The sequence below is a fragment of the Pedococcus sp. P2_F6 genome, assembly GCF_056403675.1.
Genome location: NZ_JBFUEZ010000007.1, coordinates 62,187 through 80,088 on the forward strand (window position 1 = coordinate 62,187; position 17,902 = coordinate 80,088).

The following is a 17,902-nucleotide window of genomic DNA, read 5'->3' on the forward strand; positions in this document are numbered from 1 at the left end:
ACCTTCCTCGGACGACTACCGTGGTGCGGTGGCCGCCATCTCCTCGTCCCGTTCGACCGCACGGTCGATGGCCGACGACGTGCGGGAGCGGACCGACGACCAGCTCGCCACCCTTCTGCGACGTCGACAGGACCTGGCCCGGCCCGCGCCCGCCGACCTGTCGTCCCTCGCCGCCCGGGCCAGCACCCGCGCGAGTGTCCAGCGGGCCGTGGACTCGCTCGACCTGGCCCACCTCCAGGTGCTCGAAGCCGCCGTCGCCGCCACGTCGCCGCTCGACACCCGGGCAGTCGGTGCCCTGCTCGGCGTCACGACCGGGGAGATCGAGCCGGTCCTGGACGACCTCTGGACGCTCGCCCTGCTGTGGCGCAGCCCCGAGGGGTTGCGGGTGACCCGCACGGTCGGCGAGGTTCTCCCCCACCCGGCCGGGCTCGGTCCTCGAGCGGCCGACAGCTTCGTCGACGTCCCATCGCCGGCGCAGGTCCCGACCCTGCTCGCCGACGCCCCGCCGGCAGCCCGCGCCATCCTCGACCGGCTGACCTGGGGTCCCCCGCTGGCCGTCCTCCCCCCGGGCACGCCGGACCGGCTGGCCGAGGGCGCGCGGTGGCTGCTCGAACACCACTTGGTCTTCTCCCCGTCGGCCGACCAGCTGGTGTTGCCTCGCGAGGTGGCGTTGGCCCTGCGTGAAGGCCGCAGCCATGCCACCCCGGCGCTCCAGCCGCCTGCCCTCGAGGGTCAGCCCCGCGCGGGTGCCGAGGTCGACGCCGCGGCCGGCCAGCAGGTCACCGACCTGCTCGCCCTCGTCGACGAGCTCGCCGCAGAGTGGGGACTTCGCCCACCCAGGGTGCTTCGTTCCGGCGGCCTGGCGGTGCGAGACCTCAAGCGGCTCGCCTCCGTGCTCGACGTCGACGAGGGCCGTGCGGCCTTCGTCGCCGAGCTCACGTATGCCGCCGGCCTCCTCGCGGACGACGGCTCGCTCGACCCGTCCTGGGCCCCCACCCCCGCCTACGACGAGTGGCAGCAGCACCCGGGTGACCAGCGCTGGGCGGTGCTCGCCCGCGCCTGGCTGCTCACGACCCGCGCCCCGCACCTCGTGGGCACGACGCCCGCCGGCGCGTCCGGCACGGTCAACGCCCTCGGGCCCGATGCCCACTGGCCACCGGCCCGAGGCCTGCGCAAGGACGTCCTCGAGCAGCTCGCCGCCGCGCCGGCAGGGTTGGCCCCCGAGCGCGGCAGTGTGGGCACCGCCCTGAGCTGGCAGCGGCCGCGACGCGTGCCCGCCAGCCTCGACACGGTCGTCGCCGCGGTGCTCGGTGAGGCCGAGTGGCTGGGCGTCACCGGCCGCGGCGCCATCTCCACCGCGGGTCGGGCCCTGCTGGCCGGGCGAGCCGACACCGAGCTCGCCGCCGCGATGCAACCGCACCTGCCCGAGCCCATCGAGCACGTCCTCCTCCAGGCCGACCTGACCGCCATCGCGCCCGGCCCGCTGGCCGGGGGGCTGGCCACCTTCATGCGACTCGTAGCCGATGTCGAGTCACGCGGTGGTGCCACGGTGTACCGGTTCAACCAGGACTCGGTGCGCAGGTGCCTGGACGCCGGGTGGTCTGTCGACCAGGTGCTCGGAGCCCTGACCGACGCGAGCCACACCCCCGTCCCCCAGCCGTTGGACTACCTGATCCGTGATGTCGCCCGCAGGCACGGGCAGGCACGGGTCGGTGCGATGCGGGCCTACATCCGCTGCGACGACGAGGCCACCCTGGGCGCCATGATCGCCGACAGGGAGCTGTCACCGCTCCAGTTGCGGAGCATCGCCCCAACCATCCTCGTGTCGCCCGTGGCCGCCGAGACCGTGCTGGACTTCTTGCGCGACAACGGTTTCGCGCCTGCTGCCGAGACACCGGACGGCGGGATCATCGTGCCCACCACCGGGCAGCACCGCACGCCGCTGCAGCGGCGGCCCGCCCCCGTGACAGCGCAAGCCCTCGACGACGAGCTCGTGACCACCATGGTGGGTGCGCTGCGCGCCGGCGAGGAGGCCGCGGCATACCAGCGCGAGCAGGTGGCGAGCAGGCCCGGACCCAGCCTGCCGAGCACCGACCCGACCACGACCCTCGCGGTGCTGCGCGATGCGGCAGCCGACCGGCAGGCGGTCTGGCTGGGCTACTCCGACGCGGACGGGCGCACCCAGCGGATCCTCTTCTACCCCGACCGGGTCGAGGGTGGCCGGGTGCACGGCACCGCGGACGGAGCTGCCCGCACCCTGTCGATCCACCGCGTGACCGGGGCCGTGCAGGGCTGATGCGAGGCCGCCGTCAGCCGCCGGCGAGAGCCCTCACGACGCTGGACGGTGACGGTCGCCCGAGGTGGCCGGCCATCCAGACGCTCGTCTCGACGAGGGCCGCGAGGTCGACTCCGGTCTCGACACCCGCCCCGTCCAGGGCCCACACGAGATCCTCGGTGGCGAGGTTCCCGGTGGCGCTCTTGGCGTAGGGGCAGCCGCCGAGCCCACCAGTGGACGCATCGACCACGGTGACCCCGTGACGCAGCGCCCTCATCGTGTTGGCGAGCGCCTGGCCGTAGGTGTCGTGGAAGTGCACGCCGACCCGGTCGGCACCGATCCCCTTGGCGTCCAAGGCGTCGAGGAGGCGACTCACGTGCCCGGTCGTGCCCGTGCCGATGGTGTCCCCGAGGGAGAGCTGGTCGGCTCCAAGGTCCATCAGCCGCTGCGACACGTCGACCACCTGCTCGACGGGGACCGGTCCCTCCCAGGGATCGCCGAAGCACATCGAGACGTAGGCGCGCACCCACAGTCCTGCGTCCTTCGCCCGCGCCACGACGGGCGCGAACATCTCGACGGACTCGGCAACGGTGCGGTTGAGGTTCTTGCGGGCGAACGTCTCGGTGGCGCTCCCGAAGATCGCGACCGCCCCGACGCCCGCCTCGAGCGCGTTGTCGAGACCGCGCTCGTTGGGCACGAGCACCGGTCGGCGCGGGCCGCGGCCGAGGTCCCCGAGGTCGGCCAGCACCTCACGGGCATCGGCGAGCTGCGGCACCCACGTCGGCGGGACGAAGGACGTCGTCTCGATCGTCTCGAGCCCGGCGGCGGCCAGCCGGCGGATGAAGTCCGCCTTCACGGCAGCCGGGACGACGGCCTTCTCGTTCTGCAGACCGTCGCGCGGACCGACCTCGTAGATGGTGACCCGGCTCGGCAGCTCCGGGTCCGGTTCGCGCTGGGGCAGTCCGATGGTCACGGTCTGATCCTGCCATTCCCGGACTGGGGAACGGTCCCCCGCGGCAGGGGTTAGATTTGCACCCGAACGCAGGCGACGCCCGAAGGGACGCATGATGAGCGACACACCACGCAACGACGAGACCCCCGAGTTCCGCGACCCCACGGCGCCCAGCGACGACAGCACCCTCAGCGACGCGAGCACCTCCAGCCACGCGAGCACCTCCAGCGACGATGGCACGTCGGGCGGCACGACCGCCTCCGGCGACGCGACGACGTCCAGCGACTACACCGCGCCGATCGAGACCAACCAGACGCAGGAAGTCCCCCCGATCCCGCCGGCGCCGGCCACCTCGGCCAGCCCACCCGCGTCGCAGCCGGCACCGCCCGCGCCCCCCGCCGTCGCGCCGGGTGGCCAACCCACCTACGGTCCGCCGCCCGGCTCCGCTCCCCAGAACCCGTATGGCGTGCCCTCGGCGGGTGCCGGCGCGCCGTCCCCTCCGGTCAACCCCTACGCCAGCGCCCCCGGCGCGGGGCAGCCGCACCCCTACGCGGGTCAGCAGCTCCCCACCCAGGGTCAGCCGCAGGGCGGCTACGCCGGCGCCCCGCCCTATGGCGCCCCGGCCTACGGCGCCCCGGCGTACGGCACTCCCGGCTACGGCGCCCCCGGCTACGCCACGCCGCGGTCGCTCAGTGGCAACACCATCGCCCTCCTGGTCGTCTCGGGCCTGACGACGCTCGGCTGCGGCTTCGGCATCGTCGCGCTGGTCTTCGGCATCGTCGCCGCGACCAAGAAGGACGACCCGACCGCATCGGCCAAGTACACCAAGTGGGGCTGGGTCGCCTTCGGCGTAGGGCTTGCGCTGTCCGTGATCGCCATCGGCCTGGTCATCGCGTTCGCGGTGACGAGTGGCACCACGACCTACGACTCGTCGTACTAGGTCATGCCTGATGGCCCCCTGATCGTCCAGAGCGACAAGACGCTGCTCCTGGAGGTCGACCACCCCCGCGCCGAGGAGGCGCGGCGGGCGATCGCCCCGTTCGCCGAGCTCGAGCGCGCGCCCGAGCACATCCACACCTACCGGGTGACCCCGCTGGGCCTGTGGAACGCGCGCGCCGCGGGTCACGACGCCGAGCAGGTGGTCAACGCCCTCATCACCTTCAGCCGGTATGCCGTGCCGCATGCCCTCCTCGTCGACGTCGCCGACACGATGGACCGCTATGGCAGGCTGACGCTCGAGAAGGACCCCGAGCACGGCCTCGTGCTGCGCACCACTGACCGGCCGGTGCTCGAGGAAGTGTTGCGGCACAAGAAGATCAAGCCGCTGATCGGGGAGCGTCTCGACGCTGACCGCGTCATCGTGCACCCCTCGGAGCGCGGTCACCTCAAGCAGGAGCTGCTCAAGGTGGGCTGGCCGGCCGAGGACGAGGCGGGCTACGTCGACGGCGAGGCGCACGCCATCGACCTCGACAACCGGGACTGGTCGCTGCGGCCCTACCAGCAGCAGGCGGTCGACGGGTTCTGGCACGGCGGGTCAGGCGTTGTCGTCCTGCCGTGCGGGGCGGGTAAGACCCTCGTCGGCGCGGGCGCCATGGCGGTGGCCAAGGCGACCACCCTCATCCTCGTCACCAACACGGTCTCGGCGCGGCAGTGGCGTGACGAGCTGCTCAAGCGCACCAGTCTCACCGACGACGAGATCGGCGAGTACTCCGGTGCCCGCAAAGAGATCCGCCCGGTCACCATCGCGACCTACCAGGTGCTCACCACCCGCCGGAAGGGCGTCTACACCCACCTCGACCTGCTCGACGCCCGCGACTGGGGCCTGATCATCTACGACGAGGTGCACCTGCTCCCGGCCCCGATCTTCCGGATGACCGCGGACCTGCAGGCCCGTCGTCGACTCGGGCTCACGGCGACCCTCGTGCGCGAGGACGGCCGGGAGGCAGACGTGTTCTCCCTCATCGGCCCCAAGCGCTACGACGCGCCGTGGAAGGACATCGAGGCGCAGGGCTACATCGCCCCCGCCGACTGCGTCGAGGTGCGCGTCACGCTCCCAGACGCCGACCGCCTCGCGTATGCCGTGGCGGAGCCCGAGGACCGCTACCGGCTGTCCTCGTGCAGCCCGGTCAAGAACCCCGTCGTCGAGCGGATCGTCAACCAGCACCGAGGTGAACCCACGCTGGTCATCGGCCAGTACCTCGACCAGCTCGCGGAGCTGTCGGAGCGGCTCGACGCCGACGTCATCACCGGTGAGACACCGGTCGCGCAACGGCAGAAGCTCTTCCAGGCCTTCCGCGTCGGCGAGATCAACCTGCTCGTGGTGTCGAAGGTCGCCAACTTCTCGATCGACCTTCCCGAGGCGAGCGTCGCGATCCAGGTGTCCGGCACCTTCGGATCCCGCCAGGAGGAGGCCCAGCGCCTCGGCCGGGTGCTGCGCCCCAAGGGCGACGGCCGCACCGCCCACTTCTACACCGTCGTGTCGCGCGACACCGTCGACGCCGAGTTCGCCGCGCACCGCCAGCGCTTCCTCGCCGAGCAGGGCTACGCCTACCGGATCGTCGACGCCGACGACGTCGACGCCACCGCCTGACCTGAGGCACCACGCGATCGCCGAGCGGGTTGGTCGGCGACAGCAAGCACCACCGCCCCGCACTTGTTGCCGCGTCGTGGTCACGAACACCGAAATCCGCCCCATCATGACCACCCCAGAGCAACACGTCGCGGGCCTCCAGCACTTGTTGCCGCGTCGTGGTCACGAACACCGAAATCCGCCCCATCATGACCACCCCAGAGCAACACGTCGCGGCGGGAGGGGCGGCGCAGCACACCGCCTGACACCTGACTCGCCCAGACGGCATACAGGAAACTCCCAGACTCTGCACGGACACTGAGGCGTGACCACTGTGCAACCCGAGGCACGCCTCCTCGTCGTCGAGGACGAGCCCAACATCCGCGAGCTCCTCGCCACCTCCCTGCGCTTCGCAGGTTTCGAGGTGCACGTCGCTGCCGACGGCGCCACCGCCCTTCACCTCGCGACCGTCCACGAGCCCGACCTGGTCGTCCTCGACGTCATGCTCCCTGACATGGACGGCTTCACCGTAACCCGCAAGCTGCGCGACACCGGTCGCCAGCTGCCCATCGTGTTCGTCACCGCGCGCGACTCGGTCGACGACAAGATCAAGGGGCTCACGGTCGGCGGCGACGACTACGTCACCAAGCCCTTCAGCCTCGAGGAGGTCGTCGCCCGGATCCGCGCGGTGCTGCGGCGCACCCGCGGCGAGGTGGACGAGGGGGCCTCGATGCGCTTCGAGGACCTCGAGCTCGACGAGGACTCCCACGAGGTGAGCCGGGGCGGTCGCTCGATCGACGTCTCCCCCACCGAGTTCAAGCTGCTGCGCTACCTCATGCTCAACCCCAACCGGGTCCTGTCCAAGGCGCAGATCCTCGACCACGTCTGGGACTACGACTTCCGCGGCGAGAGCGGCATCGTCGAGTCCTACATCTCCTACCTGCGCCGCAAGATCGACCTCGACGGGGTGCCGCCGCTGATCCACACCAAGCGCGGCGTCGGCTACGTGCTGCGCAAGCCGCCGGAGGCGTAGATGACGGCTCCGACGAGCCCCGCGCCCACGGGCACGCCACCACCTCCCCCGCCGGCCCCGAGCCGCCCCGCGCAGCTGGCCGTGGAGCGGGCCAAGGGGCGCCTGGAGCTGCTCCCGCTGCGGGTGCGCCTGATCGCAGTGATGCTCGTCCTGCTGTTGCTGGCGCTCACCCTCACTGCCGCGGCCACTGCGGCCCTGATGCGCCGCGACCTGATGAGCCGCGTGGACGACGACCTCAAGCGCGCTTCGCCGACCGTTGCCCAGCAAGCGCTGAACACGCTGCGCGCCCCGACCCGCAACCGCCTTCCCAGCGGCTACGCGGTCGTCTTCTACCCCACGGATGGCACCCCTGCGGTCGAGATCGACCCCACCGGCGCCCTCACCCGCCCCGGTGTCCCGGACACGCTCGCCCTCGACGACCCGCGGGTCACGTCGCTGGAGGCCTTCACCATCGGCAGCCGCAACGGATCTGGGCAGTGGCGGGCCTATGCGGGCAACCTCAGGGACGACTCGGCGACCTTCATCGTGGCGGTGCCCCTGTCCAGCGTCAGCCACACCGTGCGTCGCCTCGTCCTCGTGGAACTGCTCATCGGCCTCGCCGTCCTCGTCGCCTGCGCCATCGGAGGGTGGTATGCCGTGCAGCGGGCCTTCCGTCCGCTGCGCCAGATCGAGGACACCGCCGCCGCCATCGCCGATGGGGACCTCGCCCGCCGCATCCCGATGCGCACCGCCAAGGACGAGGTCACCTCGCTGGCCCGGTCGCTCAACGTCATGCTCGCGCAGATCGAGCAGTCCTTCGCCGCCCGCGAGGCCTCCGAGGAGCGGATGCGACAGTTCGTCGCGGACGCCTCGCACGAGCTGCGCACCCCGCTCGCGGCGGTGCGGGGCTACGCCGAGCTCTACCGCCAGGGCGCGGTCAGCGACCCGGCGGACGTGGCCAGTGCGATGACGCGGATCGAGGGCGAGGCCACCCGGATGGGCGGCCTGGTGGAGGACCTGCTCGTGCTGGCTCGCCTGGACGACCAGCGACCGCTGCGTTTCGCGCCCGTCGACCTCACGGTGCTCGCGGCCGATGCCGCACAGGACGCCCGCGCCATCGACCCCACCCGCCAGATCGCCGTGTCCGGGCTGTCCGGGCCGCTGGGCCCGACCGTGGTGCCCGGCGACGACGCCAAGCTGCGCCAGCTCCTGGCCAACCTGGTCTCCAACGCCCTCAACCACACCCCGAGTGGCTCACCTCTCGAAATTGCTGTGGGCACAAGGGAGTCCGATCAGCACATCGTGATGGAAGTGCGCGACCACGGGCCGGGAGTCGATCCCGACAAGGCCCGCAAGGTGTTCGAGCGGTTCTACCGCGCCGACCCGTCCCGAGTTCGTGGGACTGGTGGGGGCAACGGCCTCGGGCTGGCCATCGCCGCGGCGATCGTCAACTCGCACCAGGGCCGGATCGGCGTCGCCCAGACCCCCGGCGGCGGCGCCACGTTCATCGTGGAGCTGCCCACAGCGAACTCTCAGGCAGCGCCCAGCACCCCTTGACGTTGGGCAGGTTGACTCAGGGTCACCAAGCCACACCAAGGAGCGCGATCGTCATGACCCAGATCCACCCGGACACCCGACCGGACACCACCGGTGACGGCGGGCAGCGTCCCCAGCAGCCGACGGCATCGCACGATGACCGGGTGTGGGCAGCTCCAACCCACGACGCTCCCGCCCAGGGCGAGCCGACGGCTCCGGTCTGGTTCGGTCAGACGCAGGGAATCACGACCCCGGAGGACCGCACCGAGGAGCTCCCGCGCGACCATGCGGCGCTCGGCCTTCCGCGCGTCGCAGGAAATCCCACACTTCCCGCGGCGGGTGCCCACCCGGCATACCCGCCGTTCTCACAGACTCCGGCTGGGCCGCCCCCATCCTTTCCCACTCGGGACGGGGCAGAGCCTGCCCAGCCGGGCAAACGGCGTCGACTGACGGAACTCACCGCCGTCGCGGCGCTCGCCGCCCTCCTTGCGAGTGGCGGCACCTACGCCGCGGTCCAGCTGGGCGACGGTTCGCAGTCCTCCTCCACTGCGAACACGTCGACCCTGGGCCGCGGCGCGGACGCCGGTCCAGTCGTCCAGGCGGACGCCACCAACCCCAACTGGACGGCCACCGCGGCTGCCGTCGCCCCGAGCGTCGTCGCCATCACCGTGAAGTCCGGTCAGAGCGAAGGACAGGGGTCAGGCGTCGTGATCGACGCCAAGGGCCACATCCTCACCAACAACCACGTGGTGAGCGGCGCCGGTTCGAACGCGAGCATCACGGTGACCCTCAACGACGGGCGCACCTACAAGGCCACCATCGCGGGCACCGATCCCAGCACGGACCTCGCCGTCATCACCCTGAGCAGCGTCCCGAGCAACCTCAAGCCGATCGCGATCGGCAACTCCGACGACCTCAAGGTGGGCGACCCGGTCATGGCGATCGGCAACCCGCTCGGCCTCGCCGGGACCGTCACCACAGGGATCGTCAGCGCCCTGAACCGCCCGGTGACCACAGCAGCCGAGGACAACAGCCAGCAGCAGCAGCAGCAGGATCCCTTCGGCCAGAGCCTGCCCGGCCAGGACCAGCAGCCCCAGACCAGCAGCGACGGCGACTCCGTCGTGACCAACGCCATCCAGACATCCGCGGCGATCAACCCGGGCAACTCCGGTGGCGCCCTCGTCAACGCGTCCGGCCAGCTGATCGGCATCAACTCGGCCATCGCCAGCCTCGGCTCGTCGAGCAGCAGCCAGAGCGGAAGCATCGGCATCGGGTTCGCCATCCCGGCCAACGAGGCCAAGAGCATCGCGTCGCAGCTCATCTCCTCCGGCAAGGCCGAGCACGCCTTCCTCGGGGTCACCCCCGGGGACGGCACGGCCTCCGACGGCACCAGCCAGCGCGCCGGCGCCGAGATCACCGCGATCTCGGCCAACACCCCGGCCGCCGCCGCCGGCCTCCAGAAGGGCGACGTGGTCATCGCCGTCAACTCCGAGCGGGTCGACTCCGCCCTCTCGCTGGTGGCGAACATCCGCGAACGCGCCGTCGGCGACAAGGTCACCCTCACGGTGCTGCGCAACGGGAAGCAGCTGAACCTCACGGCCACCCTCGTGGCCAAGGCGGCAGCGACCAACTAGCCAAAATCGGTTCGACGCGGCGGGCGCGCGGTGGCAAGGTAGACCCTTGTGTCTGCACCCGCTCCCGCCGCCGAACTGACGCGCGAGCAGGACTACCTCGTCGCCGCGCGAGAGGCCCTCGCCCGGATGCGCGAGCAGACCCTGTCGCTCAAGATCCAGGCGCACGACCCCATCTCCGCCGAGCACCTCGCCCGCACCCTGCACCTGAGGGCCGCCTCGCTCCAGGACGACCCGTCGACCACGCTCTTCTTCGGCCGCATCGACACCGACACCGACGAGCGCTGGTACATCGGACGTCGCCACGTCGCCGACTCGGCCGGCGACCCGCTGGTCATCGACTGGCGAGCCGGGATGTCGACGGCGTTCTACCGCGCGTCACGGACCGAGCCGATGGGCGTGGTGCTCCGTCGCCGGTTCGGGCTGGACCACGGCGCCATCACGGCCTACGAGGACGAGCACCTCCAGGACCGGGCCGAGCACGATGTCCGCAGCCAGATCCTGGCCGAGGAGATCGAGCGACCCCGCGTCGGGCCGATGCGCGACATCGTCGCGACGATCCAGCCCGAGCAGGACGAGATCGTCCGCGCGGGCGCCGACCAGACGATCTGCGTCCAGGGGGCGCCGGGCACGGGCAAGACCGCGGTGGGCCTGCACCGAGCTGCCTGGCTGCTCTATGCCTTCCGTGACCGCCTCGCCCGGTCCGGGGTCCTGGTCATCGGCCCCAACCGCGCCTTCCTCGAGCACATCGGCGCCGTGCTGCCGGCCCTCGGAGAGGTGGCCGTCGGCCACACCACCATCGAGGAGCTCGTCGCGTCGGTGCCCGTGCGTGGCACCGACAGCACCGAAACGGCTGTGCTCAAAGGCGATGCCCGCCTCGCCGAGGTGCTCAGGTATGCCGTGTGGTCGGCGGTGCAGCGCGCGACCGAACCGCTCGTGGTGCCGCGCGGCGTGCGCAAGTGGCGCGTCCCGGCATACGAGGTCAACGAGATCCTGGACGAGCTGAAGGCGAGGGGCGTCCGCTATGACGCCGCACGACAGATGCTGCCCCAGCGACTCGCCCACGCGGTCCTCCTCCAGATGGAGGGCGCGGGCGACTCACCCGACGACCGCGTGCAGGACCAGGTCGCCCGCAGCGCGATCGTGAAGAAGTACGTCGCCTCCCTGTGGCCGGCGCTCGACGCCAAGGCCGTGCTGTACTCGCTGCTGTCCGACCCCGACGTCCTCGCGCGCCACTCGCAGGACCTCCTGACCGACGACGAGCGCCGGATCCTGCTGTGGGAGAACCCGGCTCGCTCCAAGGGGACCGTTCGCTGGTCGCGGCCCGACACCGTGCTGCTGGACGAGCTCGGTGACCACATCGCCCGCACGCCGTCGCTGGGGCACGTCGTCCTCGACGAGGCGCAGGACCTCTCCCCCATGCAGCTACGCGCCGTCGGACGTCGGTGCTCGACCGGTGCGGCGACGGTGCTGGGCGACATCGCCCAGGGGACGACGCCGTGGGCCACCGACTCGTGGGAAGCCTCGCTGCACCACCTCGGCAAGCCGGGCAGCCACGTCGAGGTCCTCGACCGGGGGTTCCGCGTGCCCGCAAGCGTCATCGAGTACGCCGCCCAGCTGCTCCCCCACATGGCGCCAGGTCTCGGCGCACCGGTGTCGGTCCGCGACAACCGGGGCCGGCTCGACCTCGTCGCCGTGACCTCGGGCGACCTGCTGGCCCACACCGCCAGCATCGTGGCCGGCGAGCTCGCCGAACCCGGCTCGATCGGTGTCATCGCGCCGGACGACCTGGTCGCGGAGGTGTCGAAAGCCCTGAGCCACCACGGGATCGAGCACGGCGTGCTCGGGCAGGACCACGGCGACATCGACCACCAGGTCGACGTCGTGCCGGCCACGGTCGCCAAGGGCCTCGAGTTCGACCGGGTCATCGTGGTCGAGCCGGCCGCCATCGCCGCTGCCGAGCCTGACCAGCGCACTGGACTGCGGCGGCTCTACGTCGTGCTGACCCGAGCGGTCTCGGCGCTCACGGTCGTGCACGCCCAACCGCTGCCGGCCGAGCTCGCCCAGCGGCCCTAGCCGGGGGTCTCGCGCGTCGTCCGACGACTCCCGCCCAGACGAGCTCGCGCTCTGTCAGACTCGGCCCGTGCCGGCACTCATCACGTGGTGGAAGCTCGACGTCGCCGACCTCGCTCCGCGCGCGCACTCTGACGCCGTCCTCGCGATCGGGGCCGACCTGGTGCGCAGGCTCGACGAGGAGCACCGCAGGTACCACACGACGCGACACCTCGTGGAGCTGTTCTGGGCGCTCGAGGACCTGGAGCGCGCCCACGTCGTCTCGGCTCGTGAGGCGGCACTGGGCCGGATGGCGGGCTGGTTCCACGACGCGATCTACGACCCCACCACGCCCCCCGGCGACAACGAGATCCGCAGCGCTGAGCTCGCCGTCCGGGACCTCAGCGCCCTCGGCTTCGCGCCGGACGACATCGAGACGCTCCGCGACCTCGTCCTCGCCACGCAGACCCACGAGCTGGCCCACGACGGCCTGCCCGCCGCCTTCCACGACGCAGACCTGTGGATCCTCAGCGCCCCGCACAGCCGCTACGACGAGTACACAACCCAGGTGCGCGAGGAGTATGCCGCCGTGCCCGACGAGGTGTTCGCCTCCGCGCGCGCGGCGATCCTGCGGCCCTTCATCGACCGCGAGTCGATCTACGCCACGGCCTTCGCCCGGGAGAACTGGGAGGACGCCGCCCGTCTCAACCTGGCGGCCGAGCTGGAGACCCTGACGGCGGCACGTCCTCGATGAGCGGCCACCAGAAGCGCCCGCCGGAGCGGTTCCGGAACTCCTCCACGCTGACCCACTGGGGGTCGACCGCGTCATCCTCCGTGGCGGTCAGCTCCGGTGCCACCGAGCGGATGCGGGCTCGGTAGAGCTGCATCGCACCACCGGCGACAGGCCATCGTCCGGGCGTCTGCGGCTCGAACCGCTCCTGCCCCCACGGCGTCAGGTCCTCGTCCGCCAGGATGAGACCGGTCTCCTCCCGGACCTCGCGCAGCACGCATTCGAGCACGGTCTCGCCCTGCTCGCGGGCACCACCGGGAGGCCCCCACTCGCCGCGGCGCGGACTGAACACCACGGCATACCGGTCCTCGGCATCCTGGAGCACGACCATGGCGGCGAACACCTGCGACTCCGGCGCGAGCTCGTCGGAGCGGACGAGCTCGACGTGGGCCACCGAACCATCGGCGAAGGGCACGTCCCGCAGCTGCGCCAGGACGGTCCGACTCATCGTCGGCGTTCCAGGTGCTCCAGGTACCCGATCAATGGCCACCAATGGCGTTGTGACAGTTCGGTTTTCGCGCGGTCGGGCGCCAGCCAGGTGCCGTGACTCGCCTCGTCCCCCAGGGCGAGACGGTCGCTGTACACGGCGAAGCAGGCCTTCGGGGCGGGCCACGGATAGTCCGTATCGGGTGACGGCACGGTGTTGCGGACGTAGCCCAGCAGCGTCGGCGAGACGGCAGAGGGCGAGCCCACCAGGTCGTCGACCAGCGCGGCAAGCGCCTCCACCGGCGACCCGTCGTCCACCGCGCAGGTCGGGAGGTCCCAGCCGCCGTCCGGGCGTTCGACCACCAGCAGGTCCGGCCCGCGCACCAGGGCCAGCCGCACCACGACCGTGTTGGCCGGCGGCTCGTCCTGACGGGACGCGATCACGTCGGCCCGTGAGCCAGGCGGCAGCCAGGACGCGCCGGGCACGGCCTCCACGACGCGTTCGTGCTTGCGCTTCTGGATCCGCAGACCGCTCCGCTGCAAGATCCGCACCACCTCCCTCCCGTCGACGGGAGCGGCGCCTGCGGCGACCAGCGCGGCATACCGCTCCTGCGGCACGTCGTAGTGGTCACCCTCGAAACCGCGGCGTGGAATCCCTTGTGCTGCAGCGAAATCGTGGAGCTCTTCATAGGAGGTGTCGCTGACGAGATGGGACCACAGGCGGCCGTGGGCCGGCCAGGCAGGCGGGTCGATCCAGATCGTCACCCGGCTGACGCTACCGCGCCGCGAAGAGCCCTGTGGATAACCCCGGGCCTACCGCGCACAGGTGCCTAGCCTCGGCACAGGCGGATGTCATGGGGGCACCGCACCGTCAGGAGGACAACCATGTCGGCACAGTTCACGGTGGACACCGAGCGCATCCACTCCGCATCGGGTGACATCGCCCGCATCTCCAGCGAGATCGACGGCCAGGTCACGGCGATGATGGCGCGGCTCAACGCGCTCCAGGGGGCGTGGACCGGCACCGCCTCCGCGCGGTTCCAGTCGCTGGTCGCCGAGTGGCAGGGCACCCAGAAGCAGGTGCGTGCCTCACTCGACTCGATCGGCGGCGTGCTGGCCGCCGCCGGGGTTCAGTATGCAGAGGCGGAGGCGCAGACCCTTCGGATGTTCAGCTGACGTCGCGACACCGTGAGCGCGTGGCACGGATCGTCATGCGTCCGGGCCACGGACCGCAGGTATGCCGCGTGGCCCGGACCGCGCTGGGTCCGGGCCACGCGTCGTGCCGGCCCCGCTACTCGGTGGTGATGGCCTTGAGAACGTCCAGCCGCGAGGCGCGGCGCCCGGGCCAGAGGGCAGCGAGGACACCCACCACGCCCGCCAGCGCGACGAAGATCGCCAGCTGCGGCACGGGGACCGCCAGCACGTCGATGCCGTCGTCGGCCAGGGAGCGCTGCAGACCCCAGCCGGCGCCGAGGCCCAGGACCACCCCGAGCACGGCTCCCAGCAGGGCGATCGCCACCGACTCCAGCCGCAGCATGGTCCGCAGCTGGCGGCGGCTGAGGCCGACGGCCCGGAGCAGTCCGATCTCGCGGGTCCGCTCGATCACCGACAGGGCCAAGGTGTTGACGATCCCCAGCACCGCGATGACGACGGCCAGGCCGAGCAGGGCGTAGATCATGTAGAGCAGCTGGTCGATCGGTTTGCGCTGCTCGGCGGCGAAGGCGTCCTGGTCCTTGAGGGTGACCGTGGGCAGGTCGGCGATGACCTTGTCGATGCCCGCCTCGATGGCCTTCTTGTCGGCCCCGGGCTGACGGACGACGAAGGTCAGGCTGTCCTGCTCCGGACGTCCGTTGGCCGTGGCGGTCGCGATCGAGGTCAGCACGGGGATGTCCATGGCCTCCATCGACCGGTAGATCGCGGCCACGGTGTAGGTGCCTTCCTTGCCGGCGGCGATCGAGGCCTTGACCGTGTCGCCGAGCCCGAGACCCAGCTCCTTGGCGGACTTGTCGGTGAGCATGACCGTGTTTCCGGTGAGGTTGGACAGCTTGCCCTGGAGGACCTCGATCGGCACTGCCCGGGCGAAGGTCGCCGGGTCGACCGCGGCGGCGAACTGGGTGTCGCCGCCCTTCTTGAACACCGTGTAGCGCACCGGGGTGGCCACCTCGACGCCCGGGACCTTGGCCACGTCGGCCGTGATCGTCGACGAGAACGGCTGACCGATGGCGTTGGACACGACGTAGTCGGCCACGAAGTTCTGCGCGATCGACTTGTCGACGCTGGCCTTGGCCGACGCCCCGAACACCGACATCATCGACACCAGGGTCAGGCCGATCATCAGGGCCGAGGCCGTGGCCGCCGTGCGGCGCGGGTTGCGGATCGCGTTCTGCTCGGCCATCACCCCGACGGTCCCGAACAGCCGCCGGTAGACGAAGCCGCAGGCCGCGATCACCGGGCGACCGATCACCGGGCTGGTCAGCGCCACCCCGAGCAGGAGCCCGAACACCCCACCACCGACGTACAACGCCGAGTGGTCGATGTCGGTGAAGGCACCGAGGTAGCCGGCCACGAGGCCGCCGACCATCAGGACGGTGCCCACCAGGAGGCGCCAGCGCAGCGCCGACTCGGGCAGCGCCACGTCATCGCGCATCGCGGCCACCGGCGGCATCTTGCCGGCGCGGCGAGCGGGCAGGTAGGCCGCGATCATGGTCACGAGCAGGCCCACGGCATACGACCACATGGCAGTCGTCCACTCGAAGACGAGGGGTGACCCGCTGAGGTCCAACCCGAACTGGGCGAACAGTGCCTTGATCCCCAGGGCGAGGACGAAGCCGAGACCCAGTCCGAGCGTCGCACCGACGAGGCCGACGACGAAGGCCTCGAAGAGCACCGACCGCGTCACCTGCTTGCGCCCCGCACCCAGGGCGCGGAACAGCGCGAGCTCGCGACTGCGCTGGGCGACCAGGATCGAGAACGTGTTGACGATGAGGAACGACCCGACGAACAGCGCGATCCCGGCGAAGACCAGCAGGAAGGTGTTGATGAACGACAGCGCCTGGTTGATCGAGTTCTGCGACTCCTTGGCGACGGCTGTTCCGGTGACGGCCTCGTAACCGGCGGGCAGCTTGGCCTGGACGGCCTTGGCAAGGTCCTCCTGGCTCACGCCGTCCTTGGCCGTGACCCAGGCGTCGGTGTACTCGTCGCGGCCCCCCAGGTAGAGCTCCTGGGCGGTCTTGGTGTCGAAGAAGGTGAGGGTGGCGCCCACGAGACCCGACTTGAACTCGGCGAGGCCGACGAGGGTGGCGCGGACGATCGGAGTCGGGCTGCTGGTGGCCAGCGTGACCTCGTCGCCGATCTTGTAGCCGGCTCGCTCAGCGGTGCCGGCGTCGAGGACGACCTCACCCTTCTGGTGGGGCGAGCGTCCCCGCTTGATGGATGCCGGGGGCTCACCCGCCGCGGTCGGTGCGTCGTTCCACGACAGACCCAGTCCCGGGGCGCCCTGCCCGCCGATGAGCTTGCCCTTGGTGGAGACGACGAACGTGGTGGGGTCGGTGACGTTGCCGTCGGCGCGGGCCACCCCGGGGACGGAGGCCAGGTCGCGGACCATGGCGCCCGGCAGGGTGGCCGACGAGGGGGCGCTGTCGAAGTCGCCGCTCACGCTGTCGGGACGCACGACGACGTCGCCGACCGTGTCGACGATCCCGCTGAAGGCCTTCCCGAGGGTGTCGGTGAAGATGAGCGACCCCGACACGAACGAGACGCCGAGGATGATCGCGAAGGCACTCATGAACAGCCGCAGCTTGCGGCCCATCAGGCTCTTCCAGCTGGCACGCAACATGTCAGGCGCCGGCCTGCGCGGAGAGGTGGGCCATCCGCTCGAGGATCTTCTCGGCGGTGGGCTCGCGCATCTCGGCGACGACCTTGCCGTCCGCGAGGAAGACCACGCGGTCGGTGTGGGCGGCGGCGTTGGCGTCGTGGGTGACCATGACGATGGTCTGGTCGAACTCGTCGACGCTGCGGCGAAGGAACCCGAGCACCTCGGCGCCGGAGGTCGAGTCGAGGTTGCCGGTCGGCTCGTCGGCGAAGACGATCTCGGGCTTGCTGACGAGCGCCCGGGCGCAGGCGACGCGCTGCTGCTGGCCACCGGAGAGCTCGCTCGGCCGGTGGCTGAGCCGGTCACGCAGGCCGACGGTGTCGATCACCGTGTCGAACCAGGCCGCGTCGGGCGTGCGCCCGGCGATGGCCAGGGGCAACAGGATGTTCTCCTCGGCGTTGAGCGTGGGGATGAGGTTGAAGGCCTGGAAGACGAACCCGATCCGGTCACGGCGCAGCAGGGTCAGCGCCTTGTCCTTGAGGCGGGTGATGTCGACGTCCCCGATGTAGACCTCACCGGAGGTCACCGCGTCGAGGCCGGCGGCGCAGTGCATCATGGTCGACTTGCCCGAGCCGGAGGGACCCATGATCGCGGTGAACTCACCGCGGGCGATGTCGATGCTGACGCCGTCGAGGGCGCGGACCTGCGCCTCTCCCTTGCCGTAGACCTTGTGCAGGTCCACGACCCTCGCGGCGACCACGCGGTCGGTCGGCGCCGAGGTGGCGTCAGTGGTCAAGGGTGTCGCAGTCATCTCAGGCTCCCGGCTCATGGTGGATTCCGTTCTCGTC

General features: G+C 71.3%; 14 protein-coding genes. 9 read left to right on the plus strand and 5 right to left on the minus strand.

Annotated elements, in window-relative coordinates:
• Positions 1-28: 28 nt before the first annotated feature.
• Positions 29-2,296, plus strand: a complete 2,268-nt coding sequence (locus AC1DWP_RS17755) for a helicase-associated domain-containing protein (protein ID WP_477615816.1) — start codon at positions 29-31, stop codon at positions 2,294-2,296.
• A gap of 13 nt (positions 2,297-2,309) precedes the next feature.
• On the opposite strand, the gene AC1DWP_RS17760 is transcribed toward AC1DWP_RS17755, so the two are convergent.
• On the minus strand, positions 2,310-3,242 hold the full coding sequence (locus AC1DWP_RS17760) for a hydroxymethylglutaryl-CoA lyase (protein WP_477615878.1): 933 nt from the start codon (positions 3,240-3,242) through the stop codon (positions 2,310-2,312).
• Positions 3,243-3,342: 100 nt separating this feature from the next.
• Here AC1DWP_RS17760 and AC1DWP_RS17765 point away from each other — a divergent pair, with 100 nt between their 5' ends.
• From AC1DWP_RS17765 to AC1DWP_RS17795, 7 genes are all read left to right on the plus strand, one after another.
• Positions 3,343-4,167 (plus strand): hypothetical protein, encoded by an 825-nt coding sequence (locus AC1DWP_RS17765; protein ID WP_477615817.1) that lies wholly within the window; start codon positions 3,343-3,345, stop codon positions 4,165-4,167.
• Positions 4,168-4,170: 3 nt separating this feature from the next.
• Positions 4,171-5,817 (plus strand): DNA repair helicase XPB, encoded by a 1,647-nt coding sequence (locus AC1DWP_RS17770; protein WP_477615818.1) that lies wholly within the window; start codon positions 4,171-4,173, stop codon positions 5,815-5,817.
• Between the two features lie 304 nt (positions 5,818-6,121).
• The gene (locus AC1DWP_RS17775) at positions 6,122-6,829 is read left to right on the plus strand and encodes a response regulator transcription factor (RefSeq protein WP_477615819.1); all 708 of its coding nucleotides are present in this window, start codon (positions 6,122-6,124) and stop codon (positions 6,827-6,829) included.
• The gene (locus AC1DWP_RS17780; protein WP_477615820.1) at positions 6,830-8,365 is read left to right on the plus strand and encodes a sensor histidine kinase; all 1,536 of its coding nucleotides are present in this window, start codon (positions 6,830-6,832) and stop codon (positions 8,363-8,365) included.
• A 53-nt stretch (positions 8,366-8,418) separates the two neighbouring features.
• Entirely contained in the window at positions 8,419-9,978 is a 1,560-nt protein-coding gene (locus AC1DWP_RS17785; RefSeq protein WP_477615821.1) for a S1C family serine protease, read from the plus strand.
• 48 nt (positions 9,979-10,026) lie between these two features.
• The gene (locus AC1DWP_RS17790; RefSeq protein ID WP_477615822.1) at positions 10,027-12,051 is read left to right on the plus strand and encodes a HelD family protein; all 2,025 of its coding nucleotides are present in this window, start codon (positions 10,027-10,029) and stop codon (positions 12,049-12,051) included.
• 67 nt (positions 12,052-12,118) lie between these two features.
• Positions 12,119-12,781: an HD domain-containing protein gene (locus AC1DWP_RS17795; RefSeq protein ID WP_477615823.1), complete on the plus strand. Its 663-nt coding sequence runs from the start codon at positions 12,119-12,121 to the stop codon at positions 12,779-12,781.
• On the opposite strand, the gene AC1DWP_RS17800 is transcribed toward AC1DWP_RS17795, so the two are convergent.
• Together AC1DWP_RS17800 and AC1DWP_RS17805 are read right to left on the minus strand one after the other, a co-directional pair.
• Positions 12,732-13,265: an NUDIX hydrolase gene (locus AC1DWP_RS17800; protein WP_477615824.1), complete on the minus strand. Its 534-nt coding sequence runs from the start codon at positions 13,263-13,265 to the stop codon at positions 12,732-12,734. The genes AC1DWP_RS17795 and AC1DWP_RS17800 overlap by 50 nt on opposite strands.
• Positions 13,262-14,008 carry a DUF4031 domain-containing protein gene (locus AC1DWP_RS17805; protein ID WP_477615825.1) on the minus strand — a complete coding sequence of 249 codons (747 nt, stop codon included), beginning with the start codon at positions 14,006-14,008 and terminating at the stop codon, positions 13,262-13,264. Before AC1DWP_RS17805 ends, AC1DWP_RS17800 begins: the two co-directional genes overlap by 4 nt.
• Positions 14,009-14,128: 120 nt before the next feature.
• Between AC1DWP_RS17805 and AC1DWP_RS17810 the strand changes: the two genes are divergently transcribed.
• The gene (locus AC1DWP_RS17810; protein WP_477615826.1) at positions 14,129-14,419 is read left to right on the plus strand and encodes a WXG100 family type VII secretion target; all 291 of its coding nucleotides are present in this window, start codon (positions 14,129-14,131) and stop codon (positions 14,417-14,419) included.
• A gap of 115 nt (positions 14,420-14,534) precedes the next feature.
• Here the strand turns inward: AC1DWP_RS17810 and AC1DWP_RS17815 are convergent, their stop codons facing one another.
• Together AC1DWP_RS17815 and AC1DWP_RS17820 are read right to left on the minus strand one after the other, a co-directional pair.
• Positions 14,535-17,078 carry an ABC transporter permease gene (locus tag AC1DWP_RS17815; protein ID WP_477615827.1) on the minus strand — a complete coding sequence of 848 codons (2,544 nt, stop codon included), beginning with the start codon at positions 17,076-17,078 and terminating at the stop codon, positions 14,535-14,537.
• Between the two features lies 1 nt (position 17,079).
• Positions 17,080-17,865, minus strand: coding sequence for an ABC transporter ATP-binding protein (locus AC1DWP_RS17820; protein ID WP_477615828.1), 786 nt, complete (start codon positions 17,863-17,865; stop codon positions 17,080-17,082).
• Between the last annotated feature and the right edge of the window lie 37 nt (positions 17,866-17,902).